Origin of the sequence: Pseudomonas sp. ADAK18, from assembly GCF_012935695.1 — a bacterium.
Classification (GTDB): Bacteria; Pseudomonadota; Gammaproteobacteria; order Pseudomonadales; family Pseudomonadaceae; genus Aquipseudomonas.
The window spans coordinates 5,606,997-5,624,320 of sequence record NZ_CP052859.1 but is presented as its reverse complement, the minus strand read 5'-3'; the positions used below and the strand labels follow the sequence as shown (position 1 = coordinate 5,624,320).

The window sequence follows — 17,324 nt, the reverse complement described above, 5'->3', positions numbered from 1 at the left end:
GTCAACCGCCGGAGGTCTGCTGCACACGCGTCGCGGGCGGGTAGTAGAAGATGTCATAGACCCCGGTGGCTCCTTCCAGACCCTGTTCATCATAAGCAGACAAGCGCACGTGGTAGAACGACGCTTTCAGCCCAGTGAAGCTCATTTGCGGCTTACTGGAGAAGTTTTCCTGCTTGATGTTCATGAACTCCTTATCGGTAGCGACCTGTGCTCGATAACGCTGAGCGCCCGGCAGCGGTCGCAGGAACAGGGTCCAGACCGGCGCATCGCCCTTCTGGCCATCCTGGCCCACCAAGGTAGGAGGGTCCAGCAGCTCTACCGGCTTGAGCTCCCCTTGTTTCTTGAACACCAACCCTTGGCGAGCGCCGACCTTCACTTCGCCCGCCACCGGACCGACCACCGGTTTCTTTTTAATGGCCTTAGTAGTGGGCGGCGTCTCATCACGATTGACCGCCACTTGCCCATTAAGCACTTCAACCACCGATTGTTCGCCATCGTTGCGAACCCGGAAGTGCGTACCGCGTACACCGAGTACGCCCACCGGGGTCACGATCTGGAAACGGTCATAATCGCTGGCACGCTTGATCACATAGGCTTCGACCTGGCCCTGCTCAAGAATGACCTGAGGGATCGCCTGTTCCTCTACCAGGTGCAAGCGGACCTGGGAGCTGGAAGGCAGCACGATCCGCGAACCATCCCCCAGCAGCAGGCTGACAAATGCCGAAGGAGAGGTTTTCACACTCTCCTGCTCATCAATGACCATGCCTTCCATCAGAACGGTCGGCACGCCTTTGTCATCCAGCTTCCAGGCTTCGCCCGTCAGATGCTGGACGACGGCCGGCAACGGCTGCGCACGACATAGCAGGTTGTCATCAATGTAGGGGGCGCGGGGAAGAGCGGGGCGCGCAACGGCAGGCAGACTGACTGCACCCAGCGTAACGATCAGGCCTGAGCCTAACAGTGTGGAAAAGAGGTGACGGTATCGGTAGGAAAAGAAGGTCATGGCGCTCATCAAGATTCTAGTTCTAATGGGTCATCAGAAAGCACTTTCAGAAAGCGTCTTGCAGCAGGAAGACCTTGAATGCCGCCTACGATACCCGATGATGTATCGCACTCGATAGCCGTAATGTTCGGGGCGTGGAATCCATTGAGAGGATGACACGTCCCTGTGTCGAACCCGGCCATGTGCCCTGGTCCGGGGTATACATCGAAGAAACACTGTCCTTCTCATCCCTCCGACAACAGTTCGTGGCGAACCTCGGACTGTGGTTGACACATCCTGTGTCGGAGCGCCTCCCGCGCTCCAATCTGTGTGTCACTCAGCGGGAGAGAATTTACCTACAGCAGAGGTGCATCAGGGGAATCTGCAACATTTGTTCAGATTCAACACAACTAGAAGACCCAGCGCTGGTTCTCTTGAGTCACGCTGGCTTGCTGGAAGGGCGAGCTCGCGAAGCCCATTCCATTGCCTGGTTCACTTAATGTCTGCCGCTTGTCAAAGGGGGTAGGTGCCACTGCCGGGCTAGAGGCTCCTACCGTTTCGGTCCCCAGACCCGCCGCGATCACCAACAAAACCATCCTCCCCCACACATTGACCCGCTCCATAACGATCGCTCGTCCCGACACAGCATAAAGCCTGATTGCCATTGATCCTTTTCCTGACGGTCTCGAGCCGGTATCTTCCCAGCTTGGGTATTGATGATTTCCTACGGCTTAACGGCCATTTGATATCAGCGTACCTATAGATCCAGGGGGCTTGAGAATTTGGCGATAATTGTTCAGATTCAACAGCTAGAATTTACGCAGTACAGCCCTTATCGAAACAGGCCGACAACTAGCCGCACTCTTCAAGAAGAAAGGACCCTCCCATGCGTGTCGCAATACTGGATGACGAACCTGCAGAATTACGGCGGGTGGAACAGACACTGCGACAAATCCCCACCGCCTCGGAACAGCCATGGACGCTGCATTGCTTTGAGAGCGGTGAAGATTTACTGCGCCAACTGCGCCGTGAAACGTTTGACCTGCTGATTCTGGATTGGCAATTGCCTGATTTGAGCGGTCTGGCACTGTTGCGCTGGACGCGTGAGCACATGGAGGTACCACCCGCCGCCATCATGCTCACCAGCCGAGATGCCGAGAGCGATATCGTTCAGGCGCTGAACAGTGGCGCAGATGATTACGTCAGCAAGCCCTTTCGTCCGAACGAGCTCAAGGCTCGTGTGACAGCCGTCCTGCGACGCCATGGCTTGCAGAAATCCGCCGCCGGCGAAGTACTCACCTTCAATGACCTGACATTCGATGACGCCGAGCTGACCGTCACTCGGGCCGGCAAGCCCATCAGCCTGACCGAGCGCGAGTACCGCTTGGCCCGGTGTCTGTTTGCTAACTTGGCGCGTCCGCTGTCCCGTGAGTACCTCTATGAACGGTTCTGGACCCATGAAGAGATGGTGTCCTCACGCCCGTTGGATACGCATATCTATCGTCTACGCAACAAACTGGGGCTTACCGCGGACAGGGGTTGGCAATTGCTGACGATCTATGGATATGGATATCGGTTGGAGAGTGTGACGACCACTGACAACTGAGACGCTTTTTGATGTTCCACGTGGAGCATTTCTAAAAACCTCAATTCCAGTCCAATAAAAAAGGCCAACGCTAAGCGTTGGCCTTTTTGTTTTACCGACTGAGAACCCTATTAGAAGTCCAGGTTGGACACAGCCAGGGCGTTGCTCTCGATGAAGTCACGACGAGGCTCAACCGCATCACCCATCAGGGTGTTGAAGATCTGATCCGCACCAATGGCGTCTTCGATGGTCACCCGCAGCATACGGCGCTGGGCTGGGTCCATGGTGGTTTCCCACAGCTGATCCGGGTTCATTTCGCCCAGACCTTTGTATCGCTGAATGGTGTGACGTTTGGTACTTTCGGCCATCAACCAGTCCAAGGCTTCCTTGAACTCCTTGACCACTTTCTTACGTTCGCCACGCTGAATATAAGCACCGTCGTCCAGCAGAGTGCTCAGTTGCGCGCCGAGGGTCACAACGGTCTTGTAATCGTTGCTACCGAAGAAGTCGCGGTTGAAGGTGACGTAGTTCGACAGCCCGTGGGAGATCAGTTCGACCTCTGGCAGCCAGACGTTACGTTCACGGTCTTCACGCAGGCTGGCTTTGTAGACCAGGCCGGATTTCTCCACGGTACGCAGGCGAACTTCGTACTGGGCCAGCCAATCCTGCATGTGTGCGTGATCGCCCAACTGCTCCAGGCTGACGGCTGGCAGGTAGATGAAGTGCTCGGTTAGCTCCTGGGGGTACAGGCGCGACAAACGCTTGAGAGTCTTCATTACCATGCGGAAGTCGTTTACCAAGCGCTCCAGCGCCTCACCGGAGATCCCAGGGGCCTCATCGTTCAAGTGCAGGCTGGCATCTTCCAGGGCCGACTGTGTCATGTACTCTTCCATGGCGTCGTCGTCTTTGATGTATTGCTCTTGCTTGCCCTTTTTCACTTTGTACAACGGCGGCTGGGCGATGTAGATGTAGCCACGCTCGATCAGCTCCGGCAACTGACGGAAGAAGAACGTCAGCAGCAGGGTACGGATGTGCGAACCGTCGACGTCAGCATCGGTCATGATGATGATGTTGTGGTAGCGCAGCTTGTCGATGTTGTATTCGTCACGGCCAATGCCACAGCCCAGGGCCGTGATCAAGGTGCCGACTTCCTGCGAGGAAATCATCTTGTCAAAACGTGCCTTCTCGACGTTGAGGATCTTACCCTTCAACGGCAGGATGGCCTGGGTACGACGGTTACGGCCCTGCTTGGCGGAACCGCCAGCAGAGTCACCTTCCACCAGGTACAGTTCGGAGAGAGCAGGGTCCTTCTCCTGGCAGTCCGCCAGTTTGCCCGGCAGACCAGCGATGTCCAACGCGCCTTTACGACGGGTCATCTCACGGGCTTTACGTGCTGCTTCACGAGCGCGAGCCGCGTCGATCATCTTGCCGACAACCAGCTTGGCTTCGTTCGGGTTTTCCAGCAGGAAGTCGGAGAAGTACTTGCCCATCTCCTGTTCCACTGCAGTCTTCACTTCGGAAGAGACCAGTTTATCTTTGGTCTGGGAGCTGAACTTTGGATCCGGCACTTTCACCGAGATAATCGCGGTCAGGCCTTCACGTGCATCGTCACCGGTGGTGGCGACTTTATGCTTCTTCGCCAAGCCTTCCGCTTCGATGTAGGTGTTGAGGTTACGTGTCAGTGCGGAACGGAAACCCACCAGGTGAGTACCACCATCGCGCTGTGGAATGTTGTTGGTGAAGCACAACAGGTTCTCGTTGAAGCTGTCGTTCCACTGCAGGGCAATTTCCACACCGATGCCGTCTTCACGCTGAACATTGAAGTGGAACACCTGGTTGACCGCAGTCTTGTTGGTGTTCAGGTATTCAACGAACGCCCGCAGGCCGCCTTCATACTTGAACAGCTCTTCCTTGCCGCTGCGCTCATCCTTGAGGACGATACCCACACCGGAGTTGAGGAAGGACAGTTCACGGATCCGCTTGGCCAGGATGTCCCAGCTGAAGTGGATGTTCTTGAAGGTCTGGTCGGATGGACGGAAATGAATCTGGGTACCGGTGGTTTCGCTCTCGCCGACGATTTTCATCGGTTCTTGCGGAACGCCGTGAACGTAAGTCTGCTCCCAGATCTTACCGCTGCGACGCACGGTCAGCACCAGCAGTTCGGAGAGGGCGTTCACCACGGAAACACCTACACCGTGCAAACCGCCGGATACTTTATAGGAGTTGTCGTCGAACTTACCGCCAGCGTGGAGCACGGTCATGATGACCTCTGCCGCCGATACGCCTTCTTCTTTATGCACATCTACCGGAATGCCGCGACCGTTGTCGCGCACGGTGATGGACTCGTCCGGGTGGATGATGATGCTGATGTCGTCGCAGTGACCGGCCAAAGCTTCGTCGATCGAGTTATCGACCACCTCGAACACCATGTGGTGCAGACCGCTGCCATCATCGGTATCGCCGATGTACATACCGGGACGTTTGCGTACGGCATCCAAACCTTTAAGCACTTTAATGCTGGTCGAGTCGTACGTATTTTCTTCGCTCATGCCTTCACTCCCGATGGTCGTGGGTCTGGGTGATACGGCCTTGTTCCACGTGGAACAAAGCGACTGGCGTTTCCGTCTGCCAGCCTTCCCTCAATAATTCGTGGTCTACACAGGTGATAAACACCTGGCAGCGTAAGTCTTCCAACAAGCGGCAAAGCGCGCGGCGGTGCTGCTCATCCAGTTCGGACGGCAAGTCATCCACCAGATAAATACACTGACCTCGCCGGGCCTGGCTAACCAGATGCCCTTGGGCGATACGCAGGGCACACACCACCAACTTCTGCTGACCGCGAGACAAGATATCTGCGGCATTATGTGCACCTAGTCTAAGGCGCAAATCAGCCCGTTGTGGTCCGGCCTGGGTGTGGCCAATTTGCTGATCCCGTTGCAAGGACGTCGCGAGCACTGCACTCAGCTCTCGCTCTTTGTCCCAACCTCGGTAATAGCTCAGCGTTAAACCTTCGAGCTCCAACAACTCGCTCAAGGTTTGCTCAAAGACTGGTTTCAAGGCTTTGATATAAGCGCGGCGGTATTCATCTATTTCAGCGCTGGCCAGGCACAGTTCCCGGTCCCAGGCAGCTTGTGAAGCGGCGTCAAGTGTACCATGCCGCAGCCATGAGTTCCGCTGCCGCAGGGCCTTCTGCAGGCGCTGCCAAGTGGCCATGAAACGCGGTTCCACGTGGAACACTCCCCAATCGAGGAATTGCCTGCGGATTTTCGGTGCACCTTCCAACAGTCGAAAGCTGTCGGGGTTGATCAGTTGCAATGGAAGAATCTCTGCCAACTGCGCCGCACTGCGAGCGTTCTGCCCATCAATACGAATCTGAAACTCCCCCTGACGATCACGAGATATCCCCAGGCTGCTATGCCCGCCTTCGGCCAATTCGACTTGACCAAATACCGTGCACGCCAATTGTTCGTATTGAATCACCGGCAATAAACGGGCACTGCGAAAGGAACGGGCAAGGCCCAACAAGTGAATGGCTTCCAGCACGCTGGTTTTACCACTGCCGTTGGCGCCATGGAGGATATTGATACGAGGAGAGGGGGAGAAGGTCACCGGGTGCAGATTGCGCACCGCGGTGACCGAGACACGACTGAGGGACATCTAGCTTCTGCTGAACATGATTACAGGCGCATCGGCATGACAACGTAAGCCGAATCATCGTTGTCGGACTCTTGCACCAGAGCGCTGCTGTTGGAGTCGGACAGAATCAGGCGAACCTGTTCGGTAGTCATTACACCCAGCACGTCCAGCAAGTAGCTGACGTTGAAGCCAATTTCCAGGTTGCCGCCGTTGTAGTCGACGCCCACTTCTTCTTCCGCTTCTTCCTGCTCCGGGTTGTTGGCCTGAATTTTCAGCTGACCGTTGGCCAGTTGCAGACGAATACCACGGTACTTTTCGTTGGACAGAATCGCAGTACGGCTGAACGCTTCACGCAGAGCTTGACGATCACCGATCACCAGCTTGTCTCCACCTTTAGGCAGCACACGCTCGTAGTCCGGGAACTTGCCGTCTACCAGCTTGGAGGTGAAGGTGAACTCGCCGGTGGTCGCACGGATATGATGCTGGCCCAGAACAATGCTGACGTTGCCGTCCGGTTCGGTGAGCAGACGTGCCAACTCGAGGATACCTTTACGCGGCACGATGACCTGGTGGCGATCCGGTTGACCGATATCGGCCTTCATCGAGCACATAGCCAGACGGTGACCGTCGGTGGCTACGGCGCGGATGATGCCTTCCGATACTTCCAGCAACATACCGTTGAGGTAGTAACGCACATCCTGCTGGGCCATGGCGAAGCTGGTGCGCTCGATCAAGCGACGCAGCTTGCTTTGTTCCAAGCTGCAGGTCAGCGAACCCGGGCCTTCTTCCACGGTCGGGAAATCGTTGGCAGGCAAGGTGGACAGCGTGAAACGACTACGACCCGCCTTAATCACCAGCTTCTGCTCGTCGACCTTGATGTCGATCAGCGCATCGTTGGGCAGGCTTTTGCAGATGTCCATCAGCTTGCGCGCTGGCACGGTGATCTCGCCAGGCTCGGCGGGCTCTTCCAATTGGACACGACCAACCAGTTCGACTTCCAGGTCGGTACCGGTCAGCGACAGTTGCTGGCCTTCGACAACCAGCAATACGTTAGAAAGCACCGGCAAGGTCTGTCGGCGCTCGACGACACCTGCGACCAGTTGCAGGGGTTTCAACAGGGCTTCGCGTTGAATGGTGAAATGCATGGTCTAGTCCCTTGCCTTAATAAGCTGCGCTGGTGTTCATCAAGTAGTCAGTGTACGCAGCAGGTTCTTGTAGTCCTCGCGAATATCCGCGTCGGATTCCTTAAGTTCGTTGATCTTGCGGCACGCGTGCAAGACCGTGGTGTGGTCGCGACCGCCAAACACATCACCAATTTCCGGCAGGCTATGGTTGGTCAGCTCCTTGGAGAGCGCCATGGCCACCTGACGAGGACGTGCTACCGAGCGCGAACGGCGCTTGGACAGCAGGTCAGAAATCTTGATCTTGTAGTACTCGGCCACCGTGCGTTGAATGTTATCCACACTGACCAGTTTGTCCTGTAGCGCCAACAGGTCTTTCAGGGATTCGCGAATCAGCTCGATGGTGATATCGCGGCCCATGAAGTGCGAGTGAGCGATGACCCGCTTGAGCGCGCCTTCCAGTTCACGCACGTTGGAGCGAATGCGCTGGGCAATAAAGAATGCAGCGTCGTGGGGCAGATCGACTTTCGCCTGATCGGCCTTTTTCATCAGGATTGCGACCCGTGTTTCCAGCTCCGGCGGCTCTACCGCAACGGTCAAGCCCCATCCAAAACGCGACTTCAAGCGCTCTTCCAGGCCTTCGATTTCCTTTGGGTAACGGTCACTGGTCAAGATGACCTGCTGGCCACCTTCGAGCAAGGCGTTGAACGTATGGAAAAACTCTTCCTGGGAACGTTCCTTGCGGGCGAAGAATTGAATGTCATCGATCAGCAGTGCATCAACAGAACGGTAGAACCGTTTGAACTCGTTGATTGCATTGAGCTGCAAGGCCTTGACCATGTCAGCCACGAAGCGCTCAGAGTGCAGGTACACAACCTTGGCATTCGGGTTCTTCTTTAATAGATGGTTACCCACAGCGTGCATCAAGTGAGTTTTACCCAAGCCAACGCCACCATAAAGGAACAGCGGGTTGTAGCCGTGCTTGGGGTTGTCGGCGACCTGCCAGGCGGCCGCACGGGCCAGCTGGTTGGATTTACCTTCGACAAAGTTCTCAAACGTGAACGTGCGGTTCAGGTAGCTGGTGTGCTTGAGCGCACCTTCGACCTGCACGGTACGTTGCTCGGCACGAATCGGTGCCAGCTGTGAGCTGGCACCTGCCATCGGATCGAAACTGTCACGGGATGGCTCTTCGTTCATCGGCGCGTTTTTCTGCGTCGATGATTTGGAAGGGGTCACAGCAGCAGGCGCACCCAGCGTGTTGTTGACCGGAGCCGCCGCAGCCTGGGCTTGCGATACGGCAGCCGCCAGCGGCGCGTTCGGTGCGGCACGAGGTGCGGAACTGCGCTTGCTGCCTATTAATAAGGAGAGCACTGGGGAAAGCCCATTGCCATGTTCATCGAGCAATTCGAGAACGCGGCTCAGGTACTTCTCGTTGACCCAGTCGAGAACAAAGCGATTGGGCGCGTAGACACGCAACTCGTCGCCTTCGGCTTCGACCTGTAGCGGACGGATCCAGGTGTTGAATTGCTGGGCAGGCAGCTCATCGCGCAAAAGCTCCACGCACTGCTGCCAAAGTTCCACTGACACGGATATCCCCTAAGTTGAAAGCCGGTGAGGCAAAAACAGCCGCCATTGTAGCGGCCAGCCGCCCACTTATCCACATGTAGGTTGCTCACAGGCCACCAAGAATCAATGCTTTAACCGTAAAAAAGGCGACAAATGGTCTGTGCATAAGCTCTGTGGATAAGCGACCCTAAGCTCGTTGTACAAGTGGGGGCGAAAGTCTGTGGGTAACTGGCCTGTGGATAACTAGCCATTCCACACACAGCTTATCCGATAGCGCAGCACAGGCAGAGCACCGTTTCTCCCCTGTGTTGTCATTCTCTGTACATCACGTAGAACATGGCCTGAAGGCAGTTATCCACAGAAGATGGTCTCCCTAGCTTTTATAAGCTTTACAGAAAAGCTTTAAATAACTTCCTTCTTTATTTTTATATCTATGGCATTGCTCATGAAAGCTCGAGGGGTTGAAAACGTCTCGAATACCTAATTAAAGGAAAAGCTGGTTGGAAATTGACCTAGAGGCTTGCTTTCTCTAGAATCGCCGGTCTCTTAAAACGGGGGCCATTCCGGCCCGTTGTGGACGAACCAGGTAACACGCCATGAAACGTACTTTCCAACCCAGCACCATCAAACGCGCCCGTACCCACGGCTTCCGTGCCCGCATGGCCACCAAGAACGGTCGTGCCGTCCTGTCGCGTCGTCGCGCCAAAGGTCGTGCGCGTCTGGCAGTTTGATAATCCGGCACTGGTGGTGAGTCAGGACTTCAGTCGGGAAAAGCGTCTGCTAACCCCCCGGCATTTCAAGGCAGTCTTTGACTCCCCCACCGGCAAGGTTCCGGGGAAAAATCTCCTGCTCCTTGCGCGTAACAACGATCTTGATCACCCCCGTCTTGGGTTGGTGATTGGCAAGAAGAGCGTAAAGCTCTCCGTTGAGCGCAATCGCCTCAAGCGTCTGATGCGCGAATCGTTTCGCCTCCACCAGGACACTCTGGTTGGTTGGGATATTGTTATCGTCGCGCGCAAAGGCTTGGGGGACGTAGAAAACCCCGAATTGATTCAGCATTTCGGCAAGCTCTGGAAACGTTTGGCTCGTACCAACAAGCCAGCACCAGCAGTCAGCCCCGAAACTGTAGGGGTAGACAGTACTGATGCGTAAACTGGCCCTCGTTCCGATCCAGTTTTACCGCTATGCCATTAGTCCTCTGATGGCAAATCACTGTCGCTTCTACCCCAGTTGTTCCTGCTACGCGTTGGAAGCCATAGAAAATCATGGCCTTCTGCGCGGTGGCTGGCTGGCCTTTCGTCGTTTAGGTCGCTGTCATCCGTGGAATCCCGGTGGTTATGACCCGGTTCCACCTATCCCTACCTCCCGTTCTTCTTCGATGGCCGAGTAATCATGGATATTAAACGCACGATCCTGATCGTCGCCCTGGCAATCGTGTCCTACGTCATGGTTCTTAAGTGGAACCAGGACTATGGCCAGGCTGCCCTGCCGACTCAGAATGTTGCTACCAATCAGGCTGCACCGGCTATTCCGGACACCCCGTTGGGTAACAATGCTGCCGCCAGTGCCGATGTACCCAGCGCGAATACCAACACCAGCGCACCTCTGGAAACTCCAGTCGTTACCAATAAAGACCTCATCCACGTCAAAACGGATGTGCTGGACCTGGCTATCGACCCACAAGGCGGTGATATTGCACAGCTGAAGCTGCCGCTGTATCCACGTCGCCAAGACCATCCAGATGTTCCGTTCCAACTGTTCGATAACGGTGGCGAACGTACTTATCTGGCTCAAAGTGGCCTGACTGGCACTGACGGCCCGGATGCTCGTGCTACCGGTCGTCCGATTTATTCGACCGAACAAAAGTCTTATCAACTGGCTGATGGCCAGAATCAGTTGAACGTCGACCTGAAATTCAGTCACGACGGCGTCAACTACATCAAGCGTTTCAGCTTTACCCGCGGTTTGTACGATCTGAAAGTCACTTATCTGATCGACAACGAAAGCGCCAAGCCATGGACGGGCAACCTGTTTGCCCAACTCAAGCGTGACGCAAGCGCTGATCCATCTTCCAGCACCGCTACCGGCACAGCTACTTACCTGGGCGCTGCCCTGTGGACAAGTAACGAGCCGTACAAAAAAGTGTCGATGAAAGATATCGACAAGGGCTCGCTGAAAGAAACCGTTCAAGGTGGTTGGGTTGCCTGGTTGCAACACTACTTCGTGACCGCGTGGATTCCGGCCAAGGGTGATGCAAACCTGGTTCAAACCCGTAAAGACAGCCAAGGCAACTACATCATTGGTTTCACTGGGCCGGTATTGACCGTCGCGCCAGGTGCCAAGGCAGAAACCAGCGCTACTCTGTACGCCGGTCCGAAAAGCCAGGCTGTGCTCAAAGAGTTGTCCCCAGGTCTGGAATTGACTGTGGATTACGGCTTCCTGTGGTTCATTGCCCAACCGATTTTCTGGCTGTTGCAACATATCCACAGCATCGTCGGTAACTGGGGCTTCTCGATCATCTTCCTGACCATGCTGATCAAGGGGATCTTCTTCCCACTGTCGGCTGCCAGCTACAAGTCGATGGCGCGTATGCGTGCCGTGGCCCCGAAACTGGCCGCGCTGAAAGAGCAACATGGCGATGACCGGCAGAAAATGTCGCAAGCCATGATGGAGCTGTACAAGAAAGAGAAGATCAACCCGTTGGGTGGATGCTTGCCGATTCTGGTACAGATGCCGGTATTCCTGTCGCTGTACTGGGTACTCCTGGAAAGCGTGGAAATGCGCCAGGCTCCGTTCATGCTGTGGATAACTGACCTGTCGATCAAAGACCCGTTCTTTATCCTGCCGATCATCATGGGCGCGACCATGTTTATCCAGCAGCGCCTGAACCCTACACCTCCGGATCCGATGCAGGCCAAGGTAATGAAAATGATGCCAATCATCTTCACCTTCTTCTTCCTGTGGTTCCCGGCTGGTCTGGTTCTGTACTGGGTGGTCAACAACGTGTTGTCGATCTCTCAACAGTGGTACATCACACGTAAGATCGAAGCGGCTACCAAAAAAGCCGAGGCGTAACTTACTCTGTGGATAACCACTCAAGACGCCCCCTAGTGGGGCGTTTTGCTTTCCGTCACTTTTGTCTGGGTACCCGTTGATGAGCGCTCCTCGTGAAACCATCGCCGCCGTTGCCACCGCTCAAGGTCGTGGTGGTGTCGGCATCGTCCGTATTTCCGGGCCGCTCGCCCGCGTGGCGGCACAGGCCATCAGTGGCCGTGAGCTGAAACCGAGGTATGCCCATTACGGCCCGTTCCTGGGCGATAACGAAGAAGTCCTGGACGAAGGTATTGCCCTGTATTTCCCTGGGCCCAACTCCTTCACTGGTGAAGATGTTCTGGAGCTGCAAGGCCATGGAGGCCCGGTTGTCCTGGACATGTTGCTGCAGCGCTGCCTGCAACTGGGTTGCCGCCTGGCCCGGCCGGGTGAATTCAGTGAACGCGCGTTTCTCAATGACAAGCTCGACCTGGCGCAGGCTGAAGCTATCGCAGACCTGATCGAGGCCAGTTCTGCACAAGCTGCGCGCAATGCGTTGCGCTCGTTGCAGGGCGCGTTTTCCCTGCGTGTGCATAACCTCACCGAACAGTTGATCAGCTTGCGGATCTACGTCGAGGCGGCCATTGATTTTCCGGAAGAGGAAATCGACTTCCTCGCTGATGGCCATGTATTGGCCATGCTCGATAAGGTCCGTGATGAGTTATCCACCGTTCTTCGCGAAGCCGGGCAAGGCGCATTGCTGCGTGACGGGATGACCGTAGTGATTGCCGGTCGACCGAATGCCGGCAAGTCCAGCCTGCTCAATGCCTTGGCCGGGCGTGAGGCGGCCATCGTTACAGAGATCGCCGGCACTACGCGAGATATCTTGCGCGAACATATCCACATCGATGGTATGCCGCTGCACGTCGTGGATACCGCAGGGCTGCGCGATACCGATGACCAGGTGGAAAAAATCGGTGTGGAGCGAGCGCTCAAGGCCATTGGCGAGGCCGACCGGGTGTTGTTGGTGGTAGATGCCACTGCTCCGGAGGCTGTGGATCCTTTTGCTCTATGGCCGGAATTCCTCGAACAGCGGCCGGATCCGGCCAAAGTCACCCTGATTCGAAACAAGGCGGACCTCACGGGAGAGCCAATTGCTTTGGAAGTCAGTGAGGATGGCCACGTGACCATCAGCCTCAGTGCCAAGTCGGCAGGCAATGGTCTGGAACTGCTGCGCGACCACCTCAAAGCGTGCATGGGCTACGAACAGACATCGGAAAGCAGCTTCAGTGCCCGCCGCCGGCACCTGGAGGCTCTGCGACATGCCAGCGCGGCCCTTGAGCATGGACGAGCGCAGCTGACGTTGGCTGGAGCAGGAGAGCTGCTTGCCGAGGATTTGCGCCAGGCTCAACGGCTGCTGGGAGAAATTACTGGCGCATTCAGCTCCGATGATCTGCTGGGCAGGATCTTTTCCAGCTTCTGCATCGGTAAATAGTCCTTCGTTACTCACAGACAGGCCATTCGTGCCTGTCTGTTCCGTCCGTTTCAGGGCACTCAACTCCAACTTTTGACAAACGCTATCGGTAGCGGCGGCTTTTTCGTGGGCGCTATTTGCTGTGGCGGACGCTTTTCTGTGGATTAAGCCCTGTGAATAACCACCCTTGTGCCCAGTTGATAACAGGGCGCGAAAACTGAGTAAAACTCCCTCTGTGGATAACCACCTGTTTAATCCACAGGCTTAAACCACTTATCCAAGGGCCTCATTGGTACCTAACCACAGACTTTTGAATCTCTGTACACAGCGTAAAATATAGCCTGTAGGATTCTATCCACAGAAAGTAGGCTCAGTAGAAATAAACATAAAAACAAAGATTTAATAAATTTCTCTCTTTTAATTTCTATTGTCTGTGATTCATCCACAGCTGGTTAAATTTTGTGCAAAGGGTTCTTTAGGAAGGGCGAAGTCCCTATACTTGCCAACGCGTTCGAAAACCAAAGCTCGAACGCCCATTCCTAATTACCTACATGAAGCAGGCACGAGGTGCGTGGTGGATTTCCCTTCCCGTTTTGAAGTGATCGTCATCGGCGGCGGTCATGCCGGTACCGAGGCAGCACTGGCGTCAGCACGCATGGGGGCAAAAACCCTGTTGCTGACGCATAACGTGGAAACCCTCGGTGCCATGAGCTGTAACCCTGCCATTGGTGGGATTGGCAAAAGCCATCTGGTCAAGGAAATCGATGCCCTGGGCGGCGCGATGGCCATGGCCACCGATAAGGGTGGTATTCAATTTCGCGTATTGAACAGCCGCAAAGGCCCGGCTGTGCGAGCCACTCGGGCTCAAGCCGACCGGATCCTGTACAAGGCCGCTGTCCGCGAAACCCTGGAAAACCAGCCGAACCTGTGGATATTTCAACAAGCCGCCGATGACTTGATCGTCGAACAGGATCAGGTACGCGGTGTTGTCACCCAAATGGGCCTGCGTTTCTTCGCAGAATCCGTGGTGTTGACCACTGGTACCTTCCTCGGTGGACTTATCCACATCGGTATGCAGAACTATTCCGGTGGTCGTGCCGGTGATCCACCGTCAATCGCCCTGGCTCAGCGCCTTCGCGAACTGCCGCTGCGGGTGGGCCGCCTGAAAACCGGTACACCACCGCGTATCGACGGTCGTTCTGTGGATTTCTCGGTGATGACCGAGCAGGCCGGTGATACGCCGATTCCGGTGATGTCGTTCATGGGCTCCAAGGAACAGCATCCCAAGCAGGTCAGTTGCTGGATTACCCACACCAACGCCCGAACCCACGAAATCATTGCCGCGAACCTCGATCGTTCGCCGATGTATTCCGGGGTGATCGAAGGCATTGGCCCGCGTTACTGCCCGTCGATCGAAGACAAGATCCACCGCTTTGCCGACAAGGAAAGCCATCAGGTGTTTATCGAACCGGAAGGTTTGACCACCCACGAGCTGTACCCGAATGGGATTTCCACTTCCCTGCCGTTCGACGTGCAAATCCAGATTGTGCAGTCGATTCGCGGCATGGAAAACGCCCATATCGTGCGGCCTGGCTATGCCATCGAGTACGACTACTTCGATCCGCGTGATTTGAAGTACAGCCTGGAAACCAAAGTTATCGGCGGCTTGTTCTTCGCCGGGCAAATCAACGGCACCACCGGTTACGAAGAGGCCGGCGCCCAAGGTTTGCTGGCCGGAGCCAACGCAGCATTGCGCGCTCAGGGCAAAGACAGCTGGTGCCCGCGTCGTGATGAAGCGTATATCGGCGTGTTAGTCGACGATTTGATTACCCTGGGAACCCAGGAACCGTACCGGATGTTCACTTCCCGGGCCGAATACCGCCTGATTCTGCGTGAAGACAACGCCGACCTGCGCTTGACCGAAAAAGGTCGCGAATTGGGCCTGGTGGATGACGTGCGTTGGGCCGCCTTCTGCAAAAAACGCGAAAGCATCGATTTGGAAGAGCAGCGCCTGAAAAGTACCTGGGTTCGCCCGGGCACCGAGCAGGGCGATGCCATTGCTGAAAAATTCGGCACACCGCTGACTCATGAGTACAACCTGCTGAACCTGCTGTCCCGTCCGGAAATCGACTACGCTGGTCTGATCTCGGTAACTGGCGGCGGTGCAGAAGATCCACAGGTCGCCGAACAGGTCGAAATCAAGACCAAGTACGCGGGCTACATCGATCGCCAGCAAGACGAGATCGTTCGTCTGCGTGCCAGTGAAGATACCAAGCTGCCTGTGGATATCGATTACACGAACATCTCGGGTCTCTCCAAAGAGATCCAAAGCAAGCTGGGGATAACTCGGCCGGAAACCCTGGGCCAAGCGTCGCGTATCCCGGGCGTCACCCCGGCAGCCATTTCGCTGTTGATGATTCATTTGAAAAAACGCGGCGCGGGCCGTCAGTTGGAGCAAAGCGCTTGAGTTCGTTGGTCACCTTGCAACACGCCGAAGAGTTATCCACAGGCGCTCGCCAACTTGGCATCAACCTGACCGAGGCCCAGCACGAACTGCTGTTGGGTTATCTGGCCCTGTTGATCAAATGGAACAAGGCTTACAACCTCACCGCCGTACGGGATCCTGATGAAATGGTTTCCCGGCATTTGCTCGACAGCCTCAGCGTCATGCCGTTTATCGAAAATGGCCGCTGGCTCGACGTTGGCAGCGGTGGTGGCATGCCTGGCATCCCATTGGCGATCCTGTTTCCCGAGTCGCAAGTGACCTGCCTGGACAGCAACGGCAAGAAAACGCGCTTCCTGACGCAGGTCAAACTCGAACTCAAGCTGGATAACCTGCAAGTTATCCACAGCCGCGTCGAAGCCTTCACGCCTGAACAGCCTTTCAACGGAATTGTGTCCCGGGCGTTCAGCAGCATGGAGAACTTCAGCAACTGGACCCGCCATCTTGGCGACCGCGATACGCGTTGGCTGGCAATGAAGGGCGTTCATCCAAGCGACGAGCTGTTAGCATTGCCGGCAGACTTCCACCTCGATAGCGAACACGCCTTGGCCGTACCCGGTTGCCAAGGCCAACGCCATCTGCTGATACTGCGCCGCACGGCATGATTGGGAACACAAGCAAGAATGGCTAAGGTATTCGCGATAGCGAACCAGAAAGGTGGCGTGGGCAAAACCACCACCTGCATCAACCTCGCAGCATCCCTGGTCGCTACCAAGCGTCGGGTGCTGTTGATCGACCTCGATCCACAGGGCAACGCCACCATGGGTAGCGGTGTGGATAAACACGGCCTGGAAAACTCGGTCTACGACTTGCTGATTGGCGAGTGTGACCTGGCCCAGGCCATGCACTATTCCGAGCACGGTGGTTATCAACTGCTGCCGGCCAACCGCGATTTGACTGCGGCGGAAGTGGTGCTGTTGGAAATGCAGATGAAAGAAAGTCGTCTGCGTAGCGCCTTGGCGCCGATCCGCGAGAACTACGACTACATTTTGATCGACTGCCCACCGTCGCTGTCGATGCTCACGCTGAACGCATTGGTTGCCGCCGATGGGGTGATTATCCCCATGCAGTGCGAGTACTTCGCCCTGGAAGGCTTGAGCGATCTTGTGGATAACATCAAGCGTATCGCCGAATTGCTCAATCCGAACCTGAAGGTCGAAGGTTTGCTGCGGACGATGTATGACCCGCGGTTGAGCCTGATGAACGATGTGTCGGCGCAGCTCAAGGAACACTTTGGTGATCAGTTGTACGACACCGTGATTCCACGCAACATTCGCCTGGCCGAAGCGCCAAGCTATGGCATGCCCGCGCTGGCGTACGACAAGTCATCCCGTGGTGCTATTGCCTACCTGGCCCTGGCGGGCGAGATGGTTCGTCGCCAACGCCGCAACTCCCGCACCGCTGCAGCCCAGCCAACTTAAGGAATC

The 17,324-nt window shown here is 55.9% G+C and carries 14 protein-coding genes; 9 read left to right on the top strand and 5 right to left on the bottom strand.

Going from position 1 to position 17,324, the window contains the following annotated elements:
- Position 1 precedes the first annotated feature (1 nt).
- Positions 2-1,003 carry a FecR domain-containing protein gene (locus HKK55_RS25540; protein WP_178128900.1) on the bottom strand — a complete coding sequence of 334 codons (1,002 nt, stop codon included), beginning with the start codon at positions 1,001-1,003 and terminating at the stop codon, positions 2-4.
- Between the two features lie 865 nt (positions 1,004-1,868).
- On the opposite strand from HKK55_RS25540, the gene HKK55_RS25535 reads away from it, so the two are divergent.
- On the top strand, positions 1,869-2,588 hold the full coding sequence (locus HKK55_RS25535) for a response regulator transcription factor (RefSeq protein WP_169357156.1): 720 nt from the start codon (positions 1,869-1,871) through the stop codon (positions 2,586-2,588).
- A gap of 110 nt (positions 2,589-2,698) precedes the next feature.
- Here HKK55_RS25535 and gyrB read toward each other — a convergent pair whose 3' ends face one another.
- From gyrB to dnaA, 4 genes are read right to left on the bottom strand one after another with little or no spacing between them, the layout of a single operon-like run.
- Entirely contained in the window at positions 2,699-5,116 is a 2,418-nt protein-coding gene (gene gyrB, locus HKK55_RS25530) for a DNA topoisomerase (ATP-hydrolyzing) subunit B (RefSeq protein WP_169357155.1), read from the bottom strand.
- A gap of 4 nt (positions 5,117-5,120) precedes the next feature.
- Entirely contained in the window at positions 5,121-6,224 is a 1,104-nt protein-coding gene (gene recF / locus HKK55_RS25525; protein WP_155582315.1) for a DNA replication/repair protein RecF, read from the bottom strand.
- Positions 6,225-6,244: 20 nt separating this feature from the next.
- A complete protein-coding gene (gene dnaN / locus HKK55_RS25520; protein ID WP_169357154.1) occupies positions 6,245-7,348 on the bottom strand; it encodes a DNA polymerase III subunit beta in 1,104 nt (367 codons plus the stop codon).
- A gap of 39 nt (positions 7,349-7,387) precedes the next feature.
- A complete protein-coding gene (dnaA, locus tag HKK55_RS25515) occupies positions 7,388-8,911 on the bottom strand; it encodes a chromosomal replication initiator protein DnaA (RefSeq protein WP_169357153.1) in 1,524 nt (507 codons plus the stop codon).
- Between the two features lie 575 nt (positions 8,912-9,486).
- On the opposite strand from dnaA, the gene rpmH reads away from it, so the two are divergent.
- The 8 genes from rpmH to HKK55_RS25475 all read left to right on the top strand — a co-directional run bounded on the left by rpmH (position 9,487) and on the right by HKK55_RS25475 (position 17,318).
- Entirely contained in the window at positions 9,487-9,621 is a 135-nt protein-coding gene (gene rpmH / locus HKK55_RS25510) for a 50S ribosomal protein L34 (RefSeq protein WP_003213577.1), read from the top strand.
- Positions 9,622-9,637: 16 nt separating this feature from the next.
- Positions 9,638-10,042, top strand: a complete 405-nt coding sequence (rnpA, locus tag HKK55_RS25505) for a ribonuclease P protein component (protein ID WP_202020936.1) — start codon at positions 9,638-9,640, stop codon at positions 10,040-10,042.
- Positions 10,035-10,280 carry a membrane protein insertion efficiency factor YidD gene (gene yidD, locus HKK55_RS25500; protein ID WP_077430980.1) on the top strand — a complete coding sequence of 82 codons (246 nt, stop codon included), beginning with the start codon at positions 10,035-10,037 and terminating at the stop codon, positions 10,278-10,280. The genes rnpA and yidD overlap by 8 nt, the downstream gene beginning before the upstream one ends.
- Before the next feature lie 2 nt (positions 10,281-10,282).
- The gene (gene yidC / locus HKK55_RS25495) at positions 10,283-11,965 is read left to right on the top strand and encodes a membrane protein insertase YidC (RefSeq protein ID WP_169357151.1); all 1,683 of its coding nucleotides are present in this window, start codon (positions 10,283-10,285) and stop codon (positions 11,963-11,965) included.
- Positions 11,966-12,044: 79 nt separating this feature from the next.
- A complete protein-coding gene (gene mnmE / locus HKK55_RS25490) occupies positions 12,045-13,415 on the top strand; it encodes a tRNA uridine-5-carboxymethylaminomethyl(34) synthesis GTPase MnmE (protein ID WP_169357150.1) in 1,371 nt (456 codons plus the stop codon).
- A 553-nt stretch (positions 13,416-13,968) separates the two neighbouring features.
- A complete protein-coding gene (gene mnmG, locus HKK55_RS25485; protein WP_169357149.1) occupies positions 13,969-15,861 on the top strand; it encodes a tRNA uridine-5-carboxymethylaminomethyl(34) synthesis enzyme MnmG in 1,893 nt (630 codons plus the stop codon).
- Positions 15,858-16,502 (top strand): 16S rRNA (guanine(527)-N(7))-methyltransferase RsmG, encoded by a 645-nt coding sequence (rsmG, locus tag HKK55_RS25480; protein WP_169357148.1) that lies wholly within the window; start codon positions 15,858-15,860, stop codon positions 16,500-16,502. The genes mnmG and rsmG overlap by 4 nt, the downstream gene beginning before the upstream one ends.
- A gap of 18 nt (positions 16,503-16,520) precedes the next feature.
- Complete coding sequence (locus HKK55_RS25475) at positions 16,521-17,318, top strand: ParA family protein (RefSeq protein ID WP_005792605.1); 798 nt, start codon at positions 16,521-16,523, stop codon at positions 17,316-17,318.
- Positions 17,319-17,324: the final 6 nt, after the last annotated feature.